Below are 17,767 nucleotides of genomic sequence, written 5' to 3' on the forward strand. Positions count from 1 at the left end.
GTTATTTTCCATCTAACAGATATTTAAAATAGAGCAAAGCCGTGCTCTCGGAATAGCTGCCGAAAGTGTCATAACCCAACTGCCCCCCAACCAACACGCTTGGCGTGACCTTATAAGTCCCCCCCGCCTTCAGGCTGTAGCCAATGCCACTCTTGTCCTCGCTGGCATATCTGGCCTCTTTGCCGTAACCCTGGCTGACCAGGCTTTCCAACTGAGACTGAAGAGCCGGATCGTTCGGGTAATACAGGCTTTCCTGATTGTTATAGGTCTGATAACCCACGTTGCCGCTCAGAATATAGGTGAAGTTATCCTGCTTTTTGGTGTACTCCACCGGCAGCGAGATGCTGAGATAATCCTGCGGGCTGAAGTAGCCCCCTTGACCGTAGCTGAAGTAACTGAGGTTTTTGTCAAAATCCATATAGTTGACGTTAACGCCCACCTTCAGCTCGCTATCATCATCCTTATAAGGGCGGATGTAGGCTCCTAGAATGCCGGTCACGCTATGGTTATCCGCCACGTTATCACCCACGTAGCTGTAATAACCCGCGCCACCGTAAGCTCCGAGCACGCCATCATCGTATCCAAGATTTACTCCGCCGCCGTTCTTGGTCACCGCCCCCCATTTCTTGCCGGTGATGGTATCTTCGGTCCCGACATAGGAGAGCAGGCTATCTTTTACCGCGCGACGTTCAAGCGTCATATCCAGCGTTGAGTGTTCGGTCAGCTTGGGTGACCATTTCACGCCACCCACTATCGAACTGATGCCGCTGCCCATTGGCGTACTGCCCACGTCCAGCTTATAGCTGTCACCGCTTAGTGCCAACGCCAGTTCTACCCCGGTATCTTGCTGCTGCCCCGGTGAGTCGGCATAGATATCGTTAGGGCCAAAGGTCTTCGGCTGTGTCACCAGGCCAGCCAGCGTCTGCCTTTCGTTATAGGCCTGATCCTGCGCCACCGTGGCAGCGGCACACTCTGGCGAAGTGGCGTCAATAGAACACAGGCTATCGCGGGTGGCATGCAGTTGCTGATAACGCAGATCGGCGGCCTGTGCGGCAGCAATCGAGGTCTGAGAGGCAACGACGGAGGCCTGAGTCGCAGCCTCGATAGCCCTGGCCTGTTGCAGCGCACCGGTACCAAAGCGGCTGTTGGCGCTGTCGGATGGTGTACCGGATTTCAGCATCACCGGTGTCACATCAACACTGAGCCTGCCATTATCGAACGGCATGCCTGACAGGGTGATTGGGCTTCTCACTTCCGTGATATTACTCAGGCCGTTTTCACCACTGCTGTTATCACGCAATGAAATATTCCCCTGAACCCAGGTGGCGGTCTTGTCCTGCACCTCGTCCATCAGCTTATCAATCTGCTGCAAGGTCGGGTTTTTCACTACCTCCGCAGGAGCGCGCGCGTAACCTGGGGCTGCAACTTGCCAAGGCAGCACCTCACCGTAAGCCGAGGAAGAGGTATTCACGCTCGACGATGCCGTGCTCTGCGCGGCAAACGGATTATCCGCCAGCCGCAAACCGCCAATCACTGCAGGCCCCCCGCCTGGCGCACCGCTTACGCCATTGACTCGGTTTTTCGCCTCGCGCAGAAACACCATCGCCTGTGGATAGTTACCGTCCGCTTGAGCCACGCGCGCCGCCAGCAGCAACTGATCCGGCGTTTTAAGCGCAGGCAAGCCGCGCAGCAACTGTTTGGCTCGATCGACATCGCCATCGGACAATGCGACCCCGACGGCACCTTCGCGCGCCCCTTGGTTCAGGCTGTCACGACTGAGCAGGTAGTTGTAAACCTGCCCGGCCTCTTTGTTCATATTGCCAGATTGATAGAGACGCCCCATCGCCAGCATGATATCGGTATTTTGCGGATCGTTTTGCAACGCGCCGATCAGCTTGTCATACGCGGCGCTATACTGCCCCTGCAAACGCAGTTTATCCGCCTCATTGATCACGCTGCCGTTGCGCAGTTGGCCAATCTCGCGGGTTGAACTGCGCGCCCGCAACGCCGGGTTATTCAGCCAGGCATCGGCTTCCTGGCTTAACCCGGCCTGATTGAGCACCGCTATCTGGGCCGCGTAATCCCCCGCATTGCCTTTGACTCCCAAACGCATGTTGTCACGCACCAGTTGGACCGCCGTTGAGGTATCCCCCACCGTCATCAAATCTTTTGCCAGCTCCCCAAGGGCCGCGGGTTCAGTCGGAGGCTTCTGCGCCAACTGCCGCAAGATGACCGCCGCGCTGGCCGTGTTACCCTGGCGAAGATAACTTTCTGCACTGGCCCGCTGCTGGTTGGCCGACGCAGTGGCCACCAGAGCCCGCATGCTGCTGTTCTGCCTCCCTTGCGGGATACGCGCCATCAGGGTGGAAACGTTCAGCCAGTCGTTACGTTCTGAAGCAAACAGCGCTGCCGCGTACAGGCTATCTGGCGAAGCACCAACCTGCATCAGCGGAGAGATCAAGGTTTGCGCCTGCAACTCTTGCCCCTGTTTGTTCAGGATGCGTGCCATATCCAGCCGTACCCAAACGTTCGAAGGCTGCTTTTCCAGCGCCTGTTGCAAGATCATCATCGCACGCTGCGGATCGCCATTCTGCATGGCGGCCTCGGCCTGCCTGCGCTGAGGATCAACATTCACCCCCGCCACCGCCTGCTGGACTTTAGGCCGTTGATCGGCTGGGATAGTTTGCAGTATCTGCGCAGCTTGCGGGCCTTTGTCACGCTGTTGCTGCAACAAATAATACAGCCCCAGCCTGGCATCATTATTCTGCGGATTTTGCGCCAGCAAGCCGCGATACATCTGCTCGGAGGCAGTGAAATCCCCTTTCTTACGAGCCAGATCGGCCCGGAACAGCGTCGCCGCGTTGCCTTTATCCCCTGTAGCACGGCTCAGGGGCGCACTGATCGCCAAGGCTTCATCCAATTGGCCTGCGTTGGCAGCCTGCTTGGCTTTGTCCAATGTCGCGTAAAACGCCGCTTCCTGAGCCAACGCCCCCCACTGCGCACTCTGTGGGCCGCCCTGTTTTGCCGCCTGGGTGAGGTAGTTTTCTGCCTGCGCGAAGTTTCCGCTGCGCATCGCCGTAAATCCCATCCCGGCCAGGGCATCCGCATCATTCGGGTTGCTGGCCAAGATAGCGGCAAACTGATCCTTGGCGCTGCCCAGATCCCCTTTATTCAGTTCGGAGAAGCCAACGCCTTTGGCCGAGCCGGCAATATTCTGCTGATAATAGGCCGCCACGGCCTTGTCTGCCGGATGCCGTTGCTGATAGGCATCATACAGCGGCTTGTCAGCCGGTTGCGGTGCCAACCACAGCAGCGCCTGTTTCAACGCCTGATCGGCCTCATTATTGTTCGGAGCCATCGCCGCCAACATATCGATCCCCTCACGACGGGTCGATTCCTGATAGGTCAGCACCTTGCCCAGCACCACGCGGGTTTGCGTGTCATTGGGTTGCATAGCCAGCCGCTGCTTGAGGCCATCAATCGCCTCCTGCCTGCCCGCAGGTGAACCTGCCAAAGTGAGGTAATACTCATTGGCAAGGCTATCGATCGGTGTCTTGCCGTTGAACACCGTCTGATAAGCCGCAGCAGCCTGGGCAAACTCCCCTTTCGCCGCCAACTGCCGGGCCTGCGCCAACAGACTTTTGGAGACCGACGGAGCCGCTTCGGTGCTGCTCAACGCCTGGAGGCGAGGATCATTGGGCGCGATAGCGCTCAGTTTTTTACGCCAGATTTCGGCCTTGGCCTTATCCCCGCTCTGCATGGCATACAGAGATAGCAGATACATCGCCTCGGCGTTGTTCTCGTCGATCAGCAGGACTTTCTGCAACGCCCCCTGGGCCAGTTCGTCATGCGATTTGTCATGCCAGTAAGCCGCCTGTTGAAACAGGGCTTTCAGCGCGGGGTTATTGTCATCCGCCAACGCCGACACCGAAAAAATCGTCAGCCCAGCCAGAGAGACCCAATACAATTTCTTTTTCAGCAATAGGTTCATTGGCGGCTCCTGTCTAGCTTCTGGTCGAGACGTGTTTTAACTTTCATCTTCTGCATCTCTCCCCAGGCGTTTGGTGGCGTGCTTGCGTAGCAAAATATACAGCCCCAGCCCCAACACCACGGAAATCCCCAACACGGTCAGGGATAAAAGCACCACATGTTTACTGGCATACCAGATAAAGATCAGATACCAGGGCAGCTCCCCACTCGGGAACTGTTCGCCAACCTGGAAGCTGCGTACGCCGTTCTGATCGGTGATCACCGCCAGATCGCCACGCACTCCGGCGTTGATCTGGGCCAATTTCAGATCGCCATAGATCTTGTTCAGGTCATCGTCAGAAGAGGCGCTGGCCACCACCACCACCCGTTGCGGATCCCAACTGGACCGGAAACTGAAAAATCCACGCCAGTCCGTCAATGAGGAGAGATAACGATCGGCATCGATGCCTTGGGTCCGCCAGTTACCTTTCAGGTAGGACTGCAGTTTTTCCAACGTAGACTGCGCCTTGACCGCCAACCCGCCGCTATCGTTTAGCGTAAAAGGCACCTGTTGCAACAGCCGCTGATAGAAAGTGCTCTGAGCCAGTGAGGCGACCACCAGCACATCCTTGCCCTTGAAGTCGTCCAACTCGTTCTCGTTGCCTCGTAGGCCAAAGCGGATATCCACATTGCCAATCGAGCTGCCGGTAGCCGCGCCTGAGCGAGCGGTCAGGTTCAACAGCGCGCGGACTTCGTTGTCCGTGGGTTTTTCCGCCATTAACAGCACGGTTTGCGAGAAGTCCGCCAGCTTGGAGAATGGGAAGGAGGCCCCAACGAAATAAGAGAGGTTAGGCAACTCGGTGAAATGATAGGTATCGCTCAGATCAATATACGAGTTGGGCCCGATATGGCTCTTGAGAGTGTTGCTATCCGTCGGATCGCAGGAAGCGCCGTTTTTCGGCACGATAGAAAAATAAAGCTCCAGCATGTTGTCGCCGTAAATCAGATACGGTGGCAGGGCCAAGGCGTATTGTTCCTGGCGAATATCGCCGCCAAACTGGTGCCACAGCAGTTCCAGCAATCCGCGCTTGTTCACCGAAAGGTTACGCAGGAAGGTGCCGTTCAGCGTGGCACTGAGCTGGGATTTATTCTCATCGATCCAGTTGTCGGTGGGGAAACGGTAGTTGATTTGCAGCGGGACGTTTCTGCCATCCCACATAAACAGGTCCGGGGCGGCACGGAAAGCAACGCGCACCGCGTCATGGTAAACGCCGGTGACGGTCAGTTCCTCATTACTGGCCACCAGCTTGTCAAAGCTGACCGGCTTGCTGGTATCGATCCAGCGCGGGGCGTCGTAGGGCTGGCGCAGCGGAATAGTCACCGGCTTCACCGCCAGCAACGCGGTTTTCTCCGGCAACGGCTGGCTGACCAGACGATAGGCTGCCTGGCGCATCTCGGTGGCGTTACGCCCCATCACCAGCAACAGCTTGTAAACCGGGTTCAGCGGATTATCAATCATCTGAATGGTCGGGCCATCGGCCTGTGGCAGAGTCAACTGGCCAATCTGCTCGCCGGGGCGCGCAAAGATAATGCCGTTCTGTTCGGGCAAGCTATCCTGCAATACCTGAAAGTTCAAGTTATTATGGCGCGTGACCTTCCCCAGATAAGAGCTGACGATAGCGGAGGCTACCACGTCTTCCGGCCGTTTTTCCTGGCCGAAGATCACGTCCACCAAGGTGGGTTGCATGGTCTGAGGATCAAAGAACGGATTGGGGAAACGGCCGAGGTTCGGGCTGATATTCAGCACCTGGTTTTCCAGATGTAACTGGCTGGTTGGCAGCACCTTGAGCCAATATTTATTGGCCGCCCCCTTTTCGCACAGCATGGCCGCATTGCTGCCATTGCCAATGCTGAAACTCAGGTTGTTGCGCGCTACGATCATGGCGGCCGGGATCGGTACCTGCAAACTGACCTTGCCTTCATGCAATTGATTCAGCTTCTGGGTGCTCAAGGGTTGCCCATTGAGCATCAGTTGCAGCTCGGTATCGGTTCCTATCAGGGCCGGGGAAATGTCGAGATCCAGCACCAGATTGCCGTCCGTTACCACCCAGTCCGAGGGTAAAGTAAAGGTGAAGCCGGACTGCTGTTGCCAGTTGCTCAACGTCAATCCTGTGGTTTGCCCCATATCGCCCACGCTGAGCGTGGAAGCGAGCGACTGATTGAAGACGGTAACCGGTGGCGTAGCGATATCAAGCGGAGCAGTTTGCTCAACACTGCCCGGCACTGCACCCGCTGGGGGAGCATCTGTTGGACGCGGCAAGGTTGGAAAACCTGGCATCTCGACACCATCGCTGGCATGTGACGGCGCAGGCTGCGGATCGGCTGCAAGGGCAAGACCAGAAAGCCCCATCCCCAACATCAGGCCGCTGACCAGAGCAATGAGCGTAGATCGGCCTGTTGGCAACTTGGTTTTCACCCGGCTCATAGGGCTTGTTCCTTATCCCGCTTTAGTTCAGGCCGCTTCTGCTGCTTTTTGGCCCGACGATCGCGCCAGGAAAAATAGAAAAACTCGAAAATACAGCGCAGGACGCCCAACAACGAACGCAGTGGCCGATCCTGTGGGAAAGGTTTGGTCTGGATCCAGGCATCTGCCCGCGCCAATACTACCCGCACCAGCTCCCGTCGTTTCTCAATCGGCATCTCTTTGAACATTAACCGGGTCACCGACTTGTCGACATCGATCAACTCTACTGGGAAACAGACGGCCCCAGACTTGAGCGATATTTCCACCTCTTCGATCGGATCGTTGAGGAAGCGCTCGTCCGGCGTTTTCAATTTGACCCCACCCATCGAAAGATCCAGGGTTTCGGTACGCATCGCCGCGCCACTGGCAAAGTACAGCACTGCAGGCAAGGAGGCATCGATACGGATGGTTTTTCGCACCTGGCGAGTTTCCCGCGCTACGGCAATGGCGGCCAGCAGGATAATCATGCTGAAACTGGCCCAGGCAATATTAAGCCAAATAACCTGCGGGTTAGCACCATAGTGATCCGGCATCACCAGGCGGATCACGCCCCAGGCGGTACCGATTAGCAGCAAGGACACGGCGATAATATGCGGCCGGACAATATGGGAGTCGAAATAGTTAACATCCAGCAACGCGCCTTTATCCGTCACGTTAAACTTGCCGTGTTTTGGCGAGATCATCGTCAACAGGGTCGGTATCACCAGGTGGAAACACATCACCGTCTCATAGATTTCCCCCCAGAACGAATAGCGATAGCGTCCGTTGGCTCTGGAGTTGATATAGATCGACATCACCAGATGCGGTAACACATAGGCGAAAATCAGCCCGGCGGAGGAGGCGATGATATTGAGGTTGAACAGCAGATAAACCAGCGGTGCCACGCAGAATATCACCCTGGGTAAGCCGTACTGGAAATGCAGCATGGCGTTCAGATAGCATAAACGCTGCTGCCAGGTCAGGCCGCGCCCCAACAAGGGATTATCCACCCGGAAGATCTGCGTCATACCGCGCGCCCAGCGGGTACGTTGGATCACGTGCAGCCCCAAGCGTTCGGTGGCCAGCCCGGCGGCCAATGGCAACGCCAGGAATGCCGTGTTCCAGCCTCGACGCTGCATCTTCAAGGCGGTGTGGGCATCTTCGGTCACGGTTTCTACCGCAAAACCGCCCACCTCCTCCAGCGCCGAACGGCGGATCACGGCACAGGAGCCGCAGAAGAAGGTGGCATTCCAGTTATCATTACCCTGTTGCACCGGCCCATAGAACAGTGCGCCTTCGTTAGGGACTTTGCTCGCCTCTGACAGGTTGCGTTCAAACGGATCCGGCGAATAGAAATAGTGCGGGGTCTGGATCAACGCCAGGCGCTCATCCACCAGGAAGCTGCCGACCGTCGCCTGCAAGAAGGCGCGGGTTGCCACGTGATCGCAGTCAAACACGGTGATCAATTCACCCTGAGTCACTTTCATCGCGTTATTCAGATTGCCCGCTTTGGCATGGTGGTTATTGTTGCGGGTAATATAGCCTACGCCCGCATCGGCACAGAATACGGCAAACTCATTACGTTTGCCGTCATCCAGCACGTAGATTTTCATCTTGTCTTTCGGGTAGTCAATGCACTGCGCCGCCAGGATGGTGTCGCGCACCACGTCCATACTTTCGTTGTAAGTAGGAATATAGACATCTACCGTTGGCCATAGCGACGTGTCGTCGGGCAGCGGTTCAATAGTGCGTTTTAATGACCAGGTAGTCTGAATATAACCAAACAGCAATATCACCAGGGCATACAGCTCGGTGATAAACAGGGCAATACCCAACACCGCCTCCAGGGTACTGTTGAAATGCAGGGTTTCTGTCGCGCGCCAGTAGATGTAACGTAATGACATCAGGGTCGACATCACAATCATTACCAGGGTAACTTTTTTGCTTTTACTCACCCCTAAAATAAACACGATCGCTATGCAGATCAGGCCAAAGATATACTGATTATCACTGCTCATGGGGGCAATGATAATCAACAGCATAAAAGGTAAGGCCAACAGCAGTAAGAAATAAAAGAGTATTTTATTCATAACTAACCAGACAATCCTTACGAAGAGCCATAAATAGACGTAGTATGATGATACGTACCATCTCCAACACTAAGCCCTAAAATTACTGCGACCTTTTTACTGATCTGCTCAATATCAAATGCAGCAGCCGACACCGGGCTAATATCCATGATCGCCCGTTGCGATGCGTTGGCCTCTGGGACACACTCATCGCGGTGAATGGTTCCTAGCAGTTTGTCTTGCAACCGATGTTCGAAGAATTGCGTCACGTCCCTGCTCAACGTACGCCGCATGTCACTCTGGTTTACCACATAATACTCGCCAACTTCATTGCTGGCAGGCGCACTCATAAACTTATGCTGCTCAATAGTGGGTAATAAACTGAGCGATGCGGTATCGGCCAGCAATACCATAATGCGCATGTCCGCAGCGGCCTGCATGGCCTGCACTGCCGCATTGCGCCCCGGCGGCATATCGGCGATCACCACCATGCCTGGGATCTTCAGCACCGAACTCAGGCCACGTTGAATGAACATTGGCTCATTGAGCAGATTGTCATCGAACTGAAGGCGCTGCTCATCAGTGACGTCGCCGTAAGGTAAAACGAACAGGTTCGGCCCAACTTTAAGAATAAACTGACTCCAATCGGATAAAATTGCCGACTGGGCAACAAAACCTCGGTTATCGGCAATAGGCACGCCAAAATGCAGCCTTAACGCATTCTGCGTGTCGAAGTCGACAACCAACACCTTACTGCCGCTACGGGCCAATGCATAAGCCAGATTAGCAGTAACCGTGGTTTTCCCTACCCCTCCTTTCGGAGAACAAACACAGACTAACGGCATGAGGCAATAGACTCTAAAAGTGGTTTGAGTAATGTATTACGACCAGCGTCCATCACTTCACCGGCAGAGGACGTTTTCTTGCTGAACATCTGCTTAAAACGTTGGTTCTCTGGTTGCGGAGCGGACGGCGGAGCGCTTGCAGGGGAATGAAAAGGGTTACCCTGAGCAAGAACGTCACGCGGGCTTTCCGGCTGGGCGGTTTTAGTGAGTTTAGGCTCCACCGGCGGAGCAAAACGATCAAAATTATGAGGAATGTGGCCGGGCAAGGCGGTATTTTCTGTTATCACCGCCTTGGGTTGTGCAGGCGGTTCGAACCCTAAAGGTGCACTGGAAGAGAGATCCGTACTATTGATCGGCGTTGGCTGCGAGCTGCTGGCAGTAATACCACCATTGCCTGCTACCTGTTCAACAATAGACCAGCGTTGTGAGGCCGATGCCACATCTGCACGAGGAAATTCTTTATAATCAAGCCCTTTGAGATTGGTCTTATCTTTGAATCCTTGGACATCATCATATTTACTCATAATCCAGACCTATAAGCTTACACTTGGCACTGTATGAATACATACAAATCACGAATGTAAAATAACGTGATCTATAACCCAAATACACAATGGAAAACCGTCTATGTATTTTAAGCGCTTCTCTTCTTATGGTTTAGATAGAGTAGCTTACAAGTCCTTTTTTACAACCAAGACGGAGCAAACCTCCGCAATCGATGGAAAATCATGCAAGACCCCAAAGCTGATGGGCTGAGTGTAATCTACTTCTTTAAAGTTATACACTGAGTTTTAAACGCTTTTACCCCGTCTTATCACATAACCCACCAACTTATGCCATAATTTAAGTGGTTAGTAATATATAGTCTGGTAATTGAGATTTTTTTACTAAAAATAACCAACACAACAGTGATAAATACTTGGGGCAAAGGTATTCGCCCCTGATAATAGAAGGTAATAAGGCAGACTATCGCAGCCTGATCAGCCCCTGCTCCAATGTCTCCACTTGGCCGGTAGCGACCAGGCAGCAGGCAACCTGCCGAGCGATCGGCTCGGGAATGGCGACCTCACCAGCCAGACAGCGTTCCGTCCATCGCGCCGTTGTTGCGGCGTCCTTGGCGGCAGGCACCTCAGCTAACGCATCCTGTTCTGGCCGTTCCAACAAAATCTGCTGCTGACCCCCGACGATATAGTGGATTTTTGGACAGCGTTGCGGATTGGCGTAAGCCTCCCCTTCGGTGCCATGCATCAATAATCCCCGCGCACCGATCTGGCAGAAAAATGAGGCAACACGCTCGACGTATTCCGGATGAGAAACGCTGGCGATGCGCAGCACGTCCTGCTCACCAAACGGCGTCGCCAATTTTGCCAGCGTGTGGGCGCTGTTACGCACGCCCATTCTCCAGCGCAAACCAAGCTGATTTTCCAACGCTGGCGCAAGCGCCGACACCGGGATAAACACCGCATTTCCGCCGTCCAAACGCCGTTGAGCAGCCTGAGGATCTTCAGACCACTGCACCCCAAGTTCACGGAAAATCTCTGCGCTGGTGACGCGCGTGCTGTCGTTCACTACGCCGTGAACTACTACCGGTAGCCCAACTTTGGCCAACAACAATGCCAGTAACGGCGTCAGGTTGGCCTGTTTACGAGCGCCGTTGTAACTGGGTAGCACCACCGGCATCGGGCGCCCCTTCGGGGGTTGCAGCCGCATGACCTGCTGTTGCATCGCCTGATAGAAGCCAAGCATCTCCTCCTCGGCTTCCCCCTTGATTCTCATGGCGATCAGGATGGCTCCCAACTCCAGAGGTGGCACGGCATCGGACAGCATCGCCTGATAGAGCTCAAAAGCCGTTTGCCGATCCAGATCGCGCGCATGGTTCTTGCCACGGCCTATTTCTTTGATAATTTTGCTGTAATCCATCGCTCGCTCCGCTGATTCGGTTTGCAATAAGCATACCTTATCCGCGACGGCGCTCAACCTCATCGGCAAGTTGCTGTTGGCAATCGTCACCGGCTCGCAGGCCGTCAATCACCCCGTCGATATCGGCAGCGCTGCGGTTCTGGCTCATTTTCCATTTCCCTTCACGCCGGGTGACGGCGATTTCGATGCCGACAATGCCTTTGATATTGGCGGCAATATACTCCGCTGGCGCATCGTCAACACGCCAAGGTTGCGGCTGATTGCCTTCATGCACCGCCGTCAGTTCCGTTAGCAGTTGGCGCAGCCAAGCGCTATCTTGCGTGACCGTTGGCGTCCCCCACATGTGGACGGCAGCATAGTTCCAGGTCGGCACGGCTTTGCCGGTGCGCCGCTTGGTTTCATACCATCCCGGCGAGATATAGCCCTCAGCCCCCTGAAACACCACCAGGCATTCTTGCCCGGCTTGCAGCAACGACCAATGTGGGTTGCCTCGCGACAGATGCGCCCTGAGCGTCACCTGCCCTTGATCATCGGTATCAATAAGAAAGGGGATCGGATCTGCTACCAAACCCTGTGGCCCCTGGCTAACGATCAGCCCCAGAGGATTGGCGCGCACCAAGGCTATCTGGGCGTCTAAATCGTCTTCACGGAATGACTCTAGTTGATACATGGCTTAAGTTTTCCTTGTGGATTGGGGCTTGCTGGACATAGCGAGATTTACCCACCCTAGCGGAATAAGATAGTATCCATAAACATACAATGGAATGATGTATTCCCCATCAAACATGGAATGAAAAATGGAAATCTATCTCACTCTGGCCGCGATCGCCGTGGTGCTGATCTGGTCCGTGATGACTTATAACCGCTTTATCACCCTGCGCCGTTTCAAAGACGAAGCCTGGAGCGGTATAGCGGTGCAGCTCAAACGCCGCCACGATCTGGCCCCCAACCTGTTGACCCTGGTGAAGCGCTACACTCTGCATGAGAAAGAGCTGTTTGAAACCCTCTCGCGCCAGCGCAGCGACCTGGTTGGCAACACCCCTCAGGTTGCCGAGAGTGAAAAAGAGTTTTCTGGTGCTTTGAGCCGCATTTTTGCGCTGGCAGAAGCCTACCCGGAACTGAAAGCCAACCAAAACTTTCTCTCCCTGCAACAATCTCTGGCAGAGATCGAAGAACAACTGCAAATGGCACGCCGCTATTTCAACGGTACGGTGCGCGATTTCAATATTCTGGTGGAGTCGTTCCCCAGTTTAATCCTGGCCCGGCTGTTTAATTTTAAAGCGGATGCGTTCTTCGAACTCGAAGATCCCGAGGAAGCTAAAGTTCCACGGATGGACTAGCACGATGGCTGCAATATCAGGTTTGTTAGTGCGCGTATTATGGGTGTTATCGCTATTGATGACAGCAGCCGCGCCGGCTACGGCTGATGATATCGCCGTTGGGGCAGCCCCCGTTGCCGAGGCTCCCGACAGAGAGGCTGTGCCAGCAAGTGCTCCCCGTTGGGTACGTGCCTATGAGCATATTCTCTCATTTGATACCCATGCGCACTTTAACCCAGACGGCAGCATGGAAATGCGGGAAAACATCAAGGTGCTGTCTTTAGGGCAAGAGATACGCCGTGGGATTTTCCGCACCCTGCCGCTCACCTGGAACCGCCAGGACGGCAAGATTTTCAGCGTCGATTATCAGATCAAAGAAGTATTGCGCGACGGCGTTGCCGAACCCTATAGCCTGGATAAAACATCAAAGACGCTGACAGTGCGTATTGGTAGTGCCGAGCACATCTTGCAACCGGCGATTTATAACTACCAGATCCGCTATCAGGTCAGTAACCACTTCAGCCGTTTCCCCGAGTGGGACGAACTCTACTGGAACGTCACGGGGAACGATTGGGCCTATCCAATCACCAAGGCCAGCTTCCAACTGGAGCTGCCGGACGCCAGTAATTATCTGGATAACGAAGGTAGAGACTCCCGGCTGCGTTCCATCGATGTCTATACCGGAACGCTGGGCGCAAAAGAGCACAACGCCAGCATACTTCCCGACGGAGGAGTGCAAACCACGCAACCGCTGGACCACGGCGAAGGATTGACCGTTGTCTACACCTGGCCACGCGATATTCTGGCCGGTGCCGCTGCCCCGCAAGCATCTTCACCGTTGGTGCACCTGCTGTTACCCACGCTGGCAACCAGTGCGATCTGGATACCTGTGCTGCTGCTCGCGGTCTATTGTTTGTGGTGGTGGCGTAACAACGTGACCGCAATTGGCTTGAAGATGCCGCCGGTTGTGCCGCTATATACGATGCCTACCACCCTGTCGCCAGGCTATCTGCGGTTTATTACCCAGCGTAAGTACGACGACGTGGCTTTCAGCAGCGATTTGCTGGAGCTGGTCGCCAAACGTGGCGCAGCGATCACGCTTAAAGCGAGCAAATCCACAGGCCCGTGGTTTTCCAGGTTTCAATCGGCGGATGAACAATGGTTATCGTACCAACCAGATGACAATAACAAGCGCTTGACCACCAGCGATAAGCAGTTACTTGGCCTGCTGTTTAGCGGCAGTCGCAAAAATATCAACCTCGGCCTGGCCTATCAGCGACCAATGCAAAATGCTCGTAAATGGTTGGAAAAACGCAGTGAAGACCAGCGTGAGAAATTATTCAACAAATGGGGTAAACCGGTGCGCCGCGCAGTCTATATCATGCTGCTGATCCCGGTGATCTGCGGGGCGTTGTTTAATCTCGGCGCGGCAGTAATCACCATTCCTGCCCTGATTTTCCTGCTGTTCGGGATCTTGCTGCTCTCTTTACCGTTGAGATTTTTATTGAGCCCGAGAAAAACCTGGAATACTTTTGGGTTCATCCCCTTGGTTATTGCTCTTCTATTTGGCCCGTTAACCACCTTTGGCGGTGGCGCTTTCTTATTTGGCATGTTGCCCCTGACGCAGTTTCCAGCCGGGTATATTGGCGCGCTGCTGGCCGCCATTCTGCTATGCATAGCTTTTGGCTGGATGATCCCGCGATACACCCAACGGGGGCTGAATGATTTGGCCACTGCGCAAGGGCTGAAACTGTATCTGGGTACGGCCGAGAGAAATCGCTATCAAGCACTTTACCCACCCGATCAATTGGTTGCCCATTTTGAAAGCCTGTTACCGGCGGCGCTAGCGCTCGGCGTGGGCAAGACCTGGGCCAATACCTTTGCCGAATACCTCAGTAAATCCGGGGCTATGTCGGAAGCCTTTGTCGACGCAGACTGGCAGCGCGTGAATCGCTTTAGTCGTTCCTGTACCGCATCGTCTATGGCGACACCCAGCAGCAGTTCAAGCTCCGGTTCAAGTTCATCAGGCTCCAGCTCCAGCGGTTCTGGATCGTCCGGCGGTGGCTCATCGGGTGGGGGTTCCGGCGGCGGCGGCGGTGGGGGCTGGTAAATAGTAACGCAGCGCCGGGCAAACCGGCGCAATAATGCGTTAACAGCCCCTGCCTAACTGCCGGTGGGTAAAGAGCAGCAGAACCAAAGCAACCAGCATCGCCAACAGGTTATAGCCCATAGCACCAGCAAAGGCTCTGGCATAGTGCTGTGGCTCTGCCCCCCCGGCCAGCAGCGGAACAAAGAACATGCCGCTGGCCGCTATCCCCAAAGCACCGCCTACCTGCTGCACTGTAGACACCAAACCTGCTGCCATACCTGCCTGATGCTCCTTCGCCAGACCAAGCACCCAATTAAGCAATGGCGTCATACTCAATGCCTGACCAAAACCCAAAATCATCAGGCCGGGTAACAGTTGTAACGGATGGCTGAACGCACGTCCCCATAGCACCTGCACCACCTGCAATATCATGCCACTGGCGTAGACCACCACCCCACCAGCCAACACAATATTCCCCCAGCGTTGCACCCAGCCCGGAGCCAAAAAGGAGGCCAGCATAAAGGCGGCGCTGGCCGGAGCGAACAGGCAACCCGCCTGGAACGGCGTCAGCCCTATTCCGGCCTGTAACAGTAGGGCAAAACAGAGGAAGAATGAGGATGCGGTGGAGTAAATCGCCAGCACAATTACCGTGCCGCGGGCAAAGTGACCTTGGCGAAATAGGGCCAGATCGAGAACCGCATCACCGGAGTGACGGGCAAGTTGCCGTTCCCAACGCACAAACCAAGCTAACAGCCCCACTGCCAGCACCATCGTCGGCGCAATCCACCAAGGCCAGTGACGCGATGGGCCTTCCAGTAACGGGAACAGTAACAGCAGCAAACCGCCAGCGGCCAGCAGCAGACCTTTAGCATCGAGCCGCTGGGCCTGCGCCAGTCTGGACTCAGGAATGCGTCGCGCCGCCAACGCCGCCAGCACGCCAATCGGCAGGTTGATCAGAAAGATCATGCGCCAACTGCTGCCCAGAATATTGGCCTCGATAATCAAACCGCCCAACACCTGGCCACAAATCGCCGCCAACCCAAGCGTCATCCCCAAACGAGCAAAGGCTCGCCGCCGCTGCTCTTCGCCATATAGCACACGCAATAAGGCATAAATTTGCGGAAACAGCAGCGCTGCCGCTGCACCTTGCAAAAACCGGGCAACAATCAGGACCCACAGCGACCCCGCCAGACCGCAAAGCATCGAGGTCAACGCAAAAGCCAACATACCGTAGCTAAACATACGCCGCCGACCGAAACGATCCCCCAATCGCCCACCGGCAATCAGTAAAATACCAAAAGCCAGTTCATAACCGGCGATAATCAACCCAACCCCGGCAAAGCTGGCGTTGAACTGCTGCTGGATCACCGGCACCGCCACGTTAACCACAAACAAATCGAACATGGTGACGAACCCACCAAGTAGCAACACCGGCAGCCCTGGTAATCCAGCCTTACTGTCAGACAAACTCTGTTCCATAACGCCCCCTGATATCATGATGACGGCAGTATGGAACATGCTTTAAAGTGTTACTATATAGCCAGTTATACTATTACTGAGAGTAACAGGACCCACGATGCCACCACGTACCCTTAACCGAACCCGCCAAGAGTTGGCAGACTTTCTGCGTATGAAGCGTGAAAAACTCTCCCCCCAGGCCGTTGGACTTCCGAGCGGTACGCGGCGGCGCACGCCAGGGTTAAGGCGTGAAGAAGTTGCCGCATTAGCTGGCGTAGGCCTGACTTGGTACACCTGGCTGGAACAGGGGCGGGAAATCAACGCTTCGGTAGAGTTTCTTGAGGATCTGGCGCGGGTTCTGAAGCTGAATGTGACCGAACGCTATCATCTGTTTTTACTGGCGCATCAGCGGCCACCGGTGGTAGCAGGCCATCAATGGTGCCAGGTTACTCCCTTGGTACGCCGCTTGCTGGACGATCTCACCCTACGCCCGGCCTATGTAATGAACCTGAGTTGGGATATTATCGCTTGGAACTCGGCGGCAGACCGCCTGTTTACTATCGCTGAGCGTCAGCCAGAACAGCGCAATATGCTGTGGATGTTGTTTGCCGATCCCGAACTCAATCAGCGGCTGATGGGATGGCTGGAGCAGGCCCCACAAATTCTGGCCAGCTTTCGCCGTGATTACGCCCGCGCCCCGCAAGATGCCACCATGTTGCAACGTATTCAGGCTCTGAGCGATGTGTCCCCCCAATTTCGCCAGCTGTGGCAACGGCACGATATTCATGGCCGCTGCCAGGGGCAACGCACTTTCCTGGTTGCAGGAGCAGGCGAAGTGACGTTTGAACACGCCTCGTTTATTGTCGATGAAGACAACCACCTGCGGTTGGTCATGTACAGTGCACAGCCTGATTGCCCAGCCAGTGCCGCCTTTGAGGCAATGCTCTGAAGCTTATTTCCGACTGTCGAAAATAAGCTTGCAAGCCAACCCGGCAAATACCCCTGCCAACAAATAATTCGGCCAACGAGCGCTGAATTGGCGGCCAGTAAAGCGGCTTTTTAAACGGTTTACCACCAGGATCACGGCACCGTTAATCACCAGACCAATAGCATTCAAGATAGTGGCCAGAATCAGCATCTGAGCCACCACGGAACCACTCTGCGGATTGATAAACTGCGGGAATAGCGCCAACACAAACAGCGCCATTTTCGGATTGAGAATATTGGTCAACAAGCCCTGCTGAAAAATTCGCCTTACTGAAACGGCCTGTAACCCGGCGGAGGCCTGCAAACTACTGCCTGAACGCAGCGTTTTCCATGCCAGATACAGTAAATAGGCCGCCCCTAACAAACGTACTGCATCATAGGCCAGCGGCAGCGCGACAAACAGCTGTGAAAGGCCCAGCGCCGCCGCCAAGGCGTGGCAATAGGTTCCCAGCTGTATCCCGGCCAACGAAGCGAAGCCAGCACTTTTCCCCTGGCTTAGGCTTCGGGAAGCTATCAACAACATGTCCGGGCCAGGAGTCACCGTCAGTGCCAGACAGGCACCAGCGAATAACAACAACGTAGATATTTCCACCATAATTCACCTGAGC

Annotated in this window: 12 protein-coding genes; 3 read left to right on the forward strand and 9 right to left on the reverse strand. The window is 55.0% G+C overall.

Features of this window, described 5'->3' with window-relative positions:
* Nucleotide 1: 1 nt before the first annotated feature.
* The 7 genes from JHD74_RS05730 to JHD74_RS05760 form a co-directional block, all read right to left on the reverse strand.
* Nucleotides 2–3,991, reverse strand: coding sequence for a cellulose biosynthesis protein BcsC (locus JHD74_RS05730; protein WP_199062001.1), 3,990 nt, complete (start codon nucleotides 3,989–3,991; stop codon nucleotides 2–4).
* 36 nt (nucleotides 3,992–4,027) lie between these two features.
* A complete protein-coding gene (gene bcsB, locus JHD74_RS05735; protein ID WP_233169453.1) occupies nucleotides 4,028–6,454 on the reverse strand; it encodes a cellulose biosynthesis cyclic di-GMP-binding regulatory protein BcsB in 2,427 nt (808 codons plus the stop codon).
* On the reverse strand, nucleotides 6,451–8,562 hold the full coding sequence (gene bcsA / locus JHD74_RS05740; RefSeq protein WP_199062003.1) for a UDP-forming cellulose synthase catalytic subunit: 2,112 nt from the start codon (nucleotides 8,560–8,562) through the stop codon (nucleotides 6,451–6,453). Before bcsA ends, bcsB begins: the two co-directional genes overlap by 4 nt.
* Nucleotides 8,563–8,579: 17 nt before the next feature.
* Nucleotides 8,580–9,386, reverse strand: a complete 807-nt coding sequence (gene bcsQ, locus JHD74_RS05745) for a cellulose biosynthesis protein BcsQ (protein WP_074028042.1) — start codon at nucleotides 9,384–9,386, stop codon at nucleotides 8,580–8,582.
* Nucleotides 9,377–9,910 carry a cellulose biosynthesis protein BcsO gene (locus JHD74_RS05750; RefSeq protein ID WP_074028041.1) on the reverse strand — a complete coding sequence of 178 codons (534 nt, stop codon included), beginning with the start codon at nucleotides 9,908–9,910 and terminating at the stop codon, nucleotides 9,377–9,379. Before JHD74_RS05750 ends, bcsQ begins: the two co-directional genes overlap by 10 nt.
* Nucleotides 9,911–10,352: 442 nt before the next feature.
* Entirely contained in the window at nucleotides 10,353–11,306 is a 954-nt protein-coding gene (gene ybiB, locus JHD74_RS05755; RefSeq protein ID WP_199062005.1) for a DNA-binding protein YbiB, read from the reverse strand.
* A gap of 37 nt (nucleotides 11,307–11,343) precedes the next feature.
* Complete coding sequence (locus JHD74_RS05760) at nucleotides 11,344–11,976, reverse strand: FMN-binding negative transcriptional regulator (RefSeq protein WP_199062007.1); 633 nt, start codon at nucleotides 11,974–11,976, stop codon at nucleotides 11,344–11,346.
* 127 nt (nucleotides 11,977–12,103) lie between these two features.
* Here JHD74_RS05760 and JHD74_RS05765 point away from each other — a divergent pair, with 127 nt between their 5' ends.
* A complete protein-coding gene (locus JHD74_RS05765) occupies nucleotides 12,104–12,646 on the forward strand; it encodes a LemA family protein (protein ID WP_199062009.1) in 543 nt (180 codons plus the stop codon).
* Nucleotides 12,647–12,650: 4 nt separating this feature from the next.
* Entirely contained in the window at nucleotides 12,651–14,735 is a 2,085-nt protein-coding gene (locus JHD74_RS05770) for a DUF2207 domain-containing protein (protein WP_199062012.1), read from the forward strand.
* Nucleotides 14,736–14,774: 39 nt separating this feature from the next.
* On the opposite strand, the gene JHD74_RS05775 is transcribed toward JHD74_RS05770, so the two are convergent.
* Nucleotides 14,775–16,193 (reverse strand): MFS transporter, encoded by a 1,419-nt coding sequence (locus tag JHD74_RS05775; RefSeq protein ID WP_199062014.1) that lies wholly within the window; start codon nucleotides 16,191–16,193, stop codon nucleotides 14,775–14,777.
* Between the two features lie 97 nt (nucleotides 16,194–16,290).
* On the opposite strand from JHD74_RS05775, the gene JHD74_RS05780 reads away from it, so the two are divergent.
* Nucleotides 16,291–17,121 (forward strand): helix-turn-helix transcriptional regulator, encoded by an 831-nt coding sequence (locus tag JHD74_RS05780; protein ID WP_199062016.1) that lies wholly within the window; start codon nucleotides 16,291–16,293, stop codon nucleotides 17,119–17,121.
* Nucleotides 17,122–17,124: 3 nt separating this feature from the next.
* Here the strand turns inward: JHD74_RS05780 and JHD74_RS05785 are convergent, their stop codons facing one another.
* Entirely contained in the window at nucleotides 17,125–17,754 is a 630-nt protein-coding gene (locus JHD74_RS05785) for a LysE family translocator (protein ID WP_024527492.1), read from the reverse strand.
* Between the last annotated feature and the right edge of the window lie 13 nt (nucleotides 17,755–17,767).

It is taken from the genome of Serratia sp. ASV30 (assembly GCF_016428815.1).
Lineage (GTDB): Bacteria > Pseudomonadota > Gammaproteobacteria > Enterobacterales > Enterobacteriaceae > Chania > Chania fonticola_C.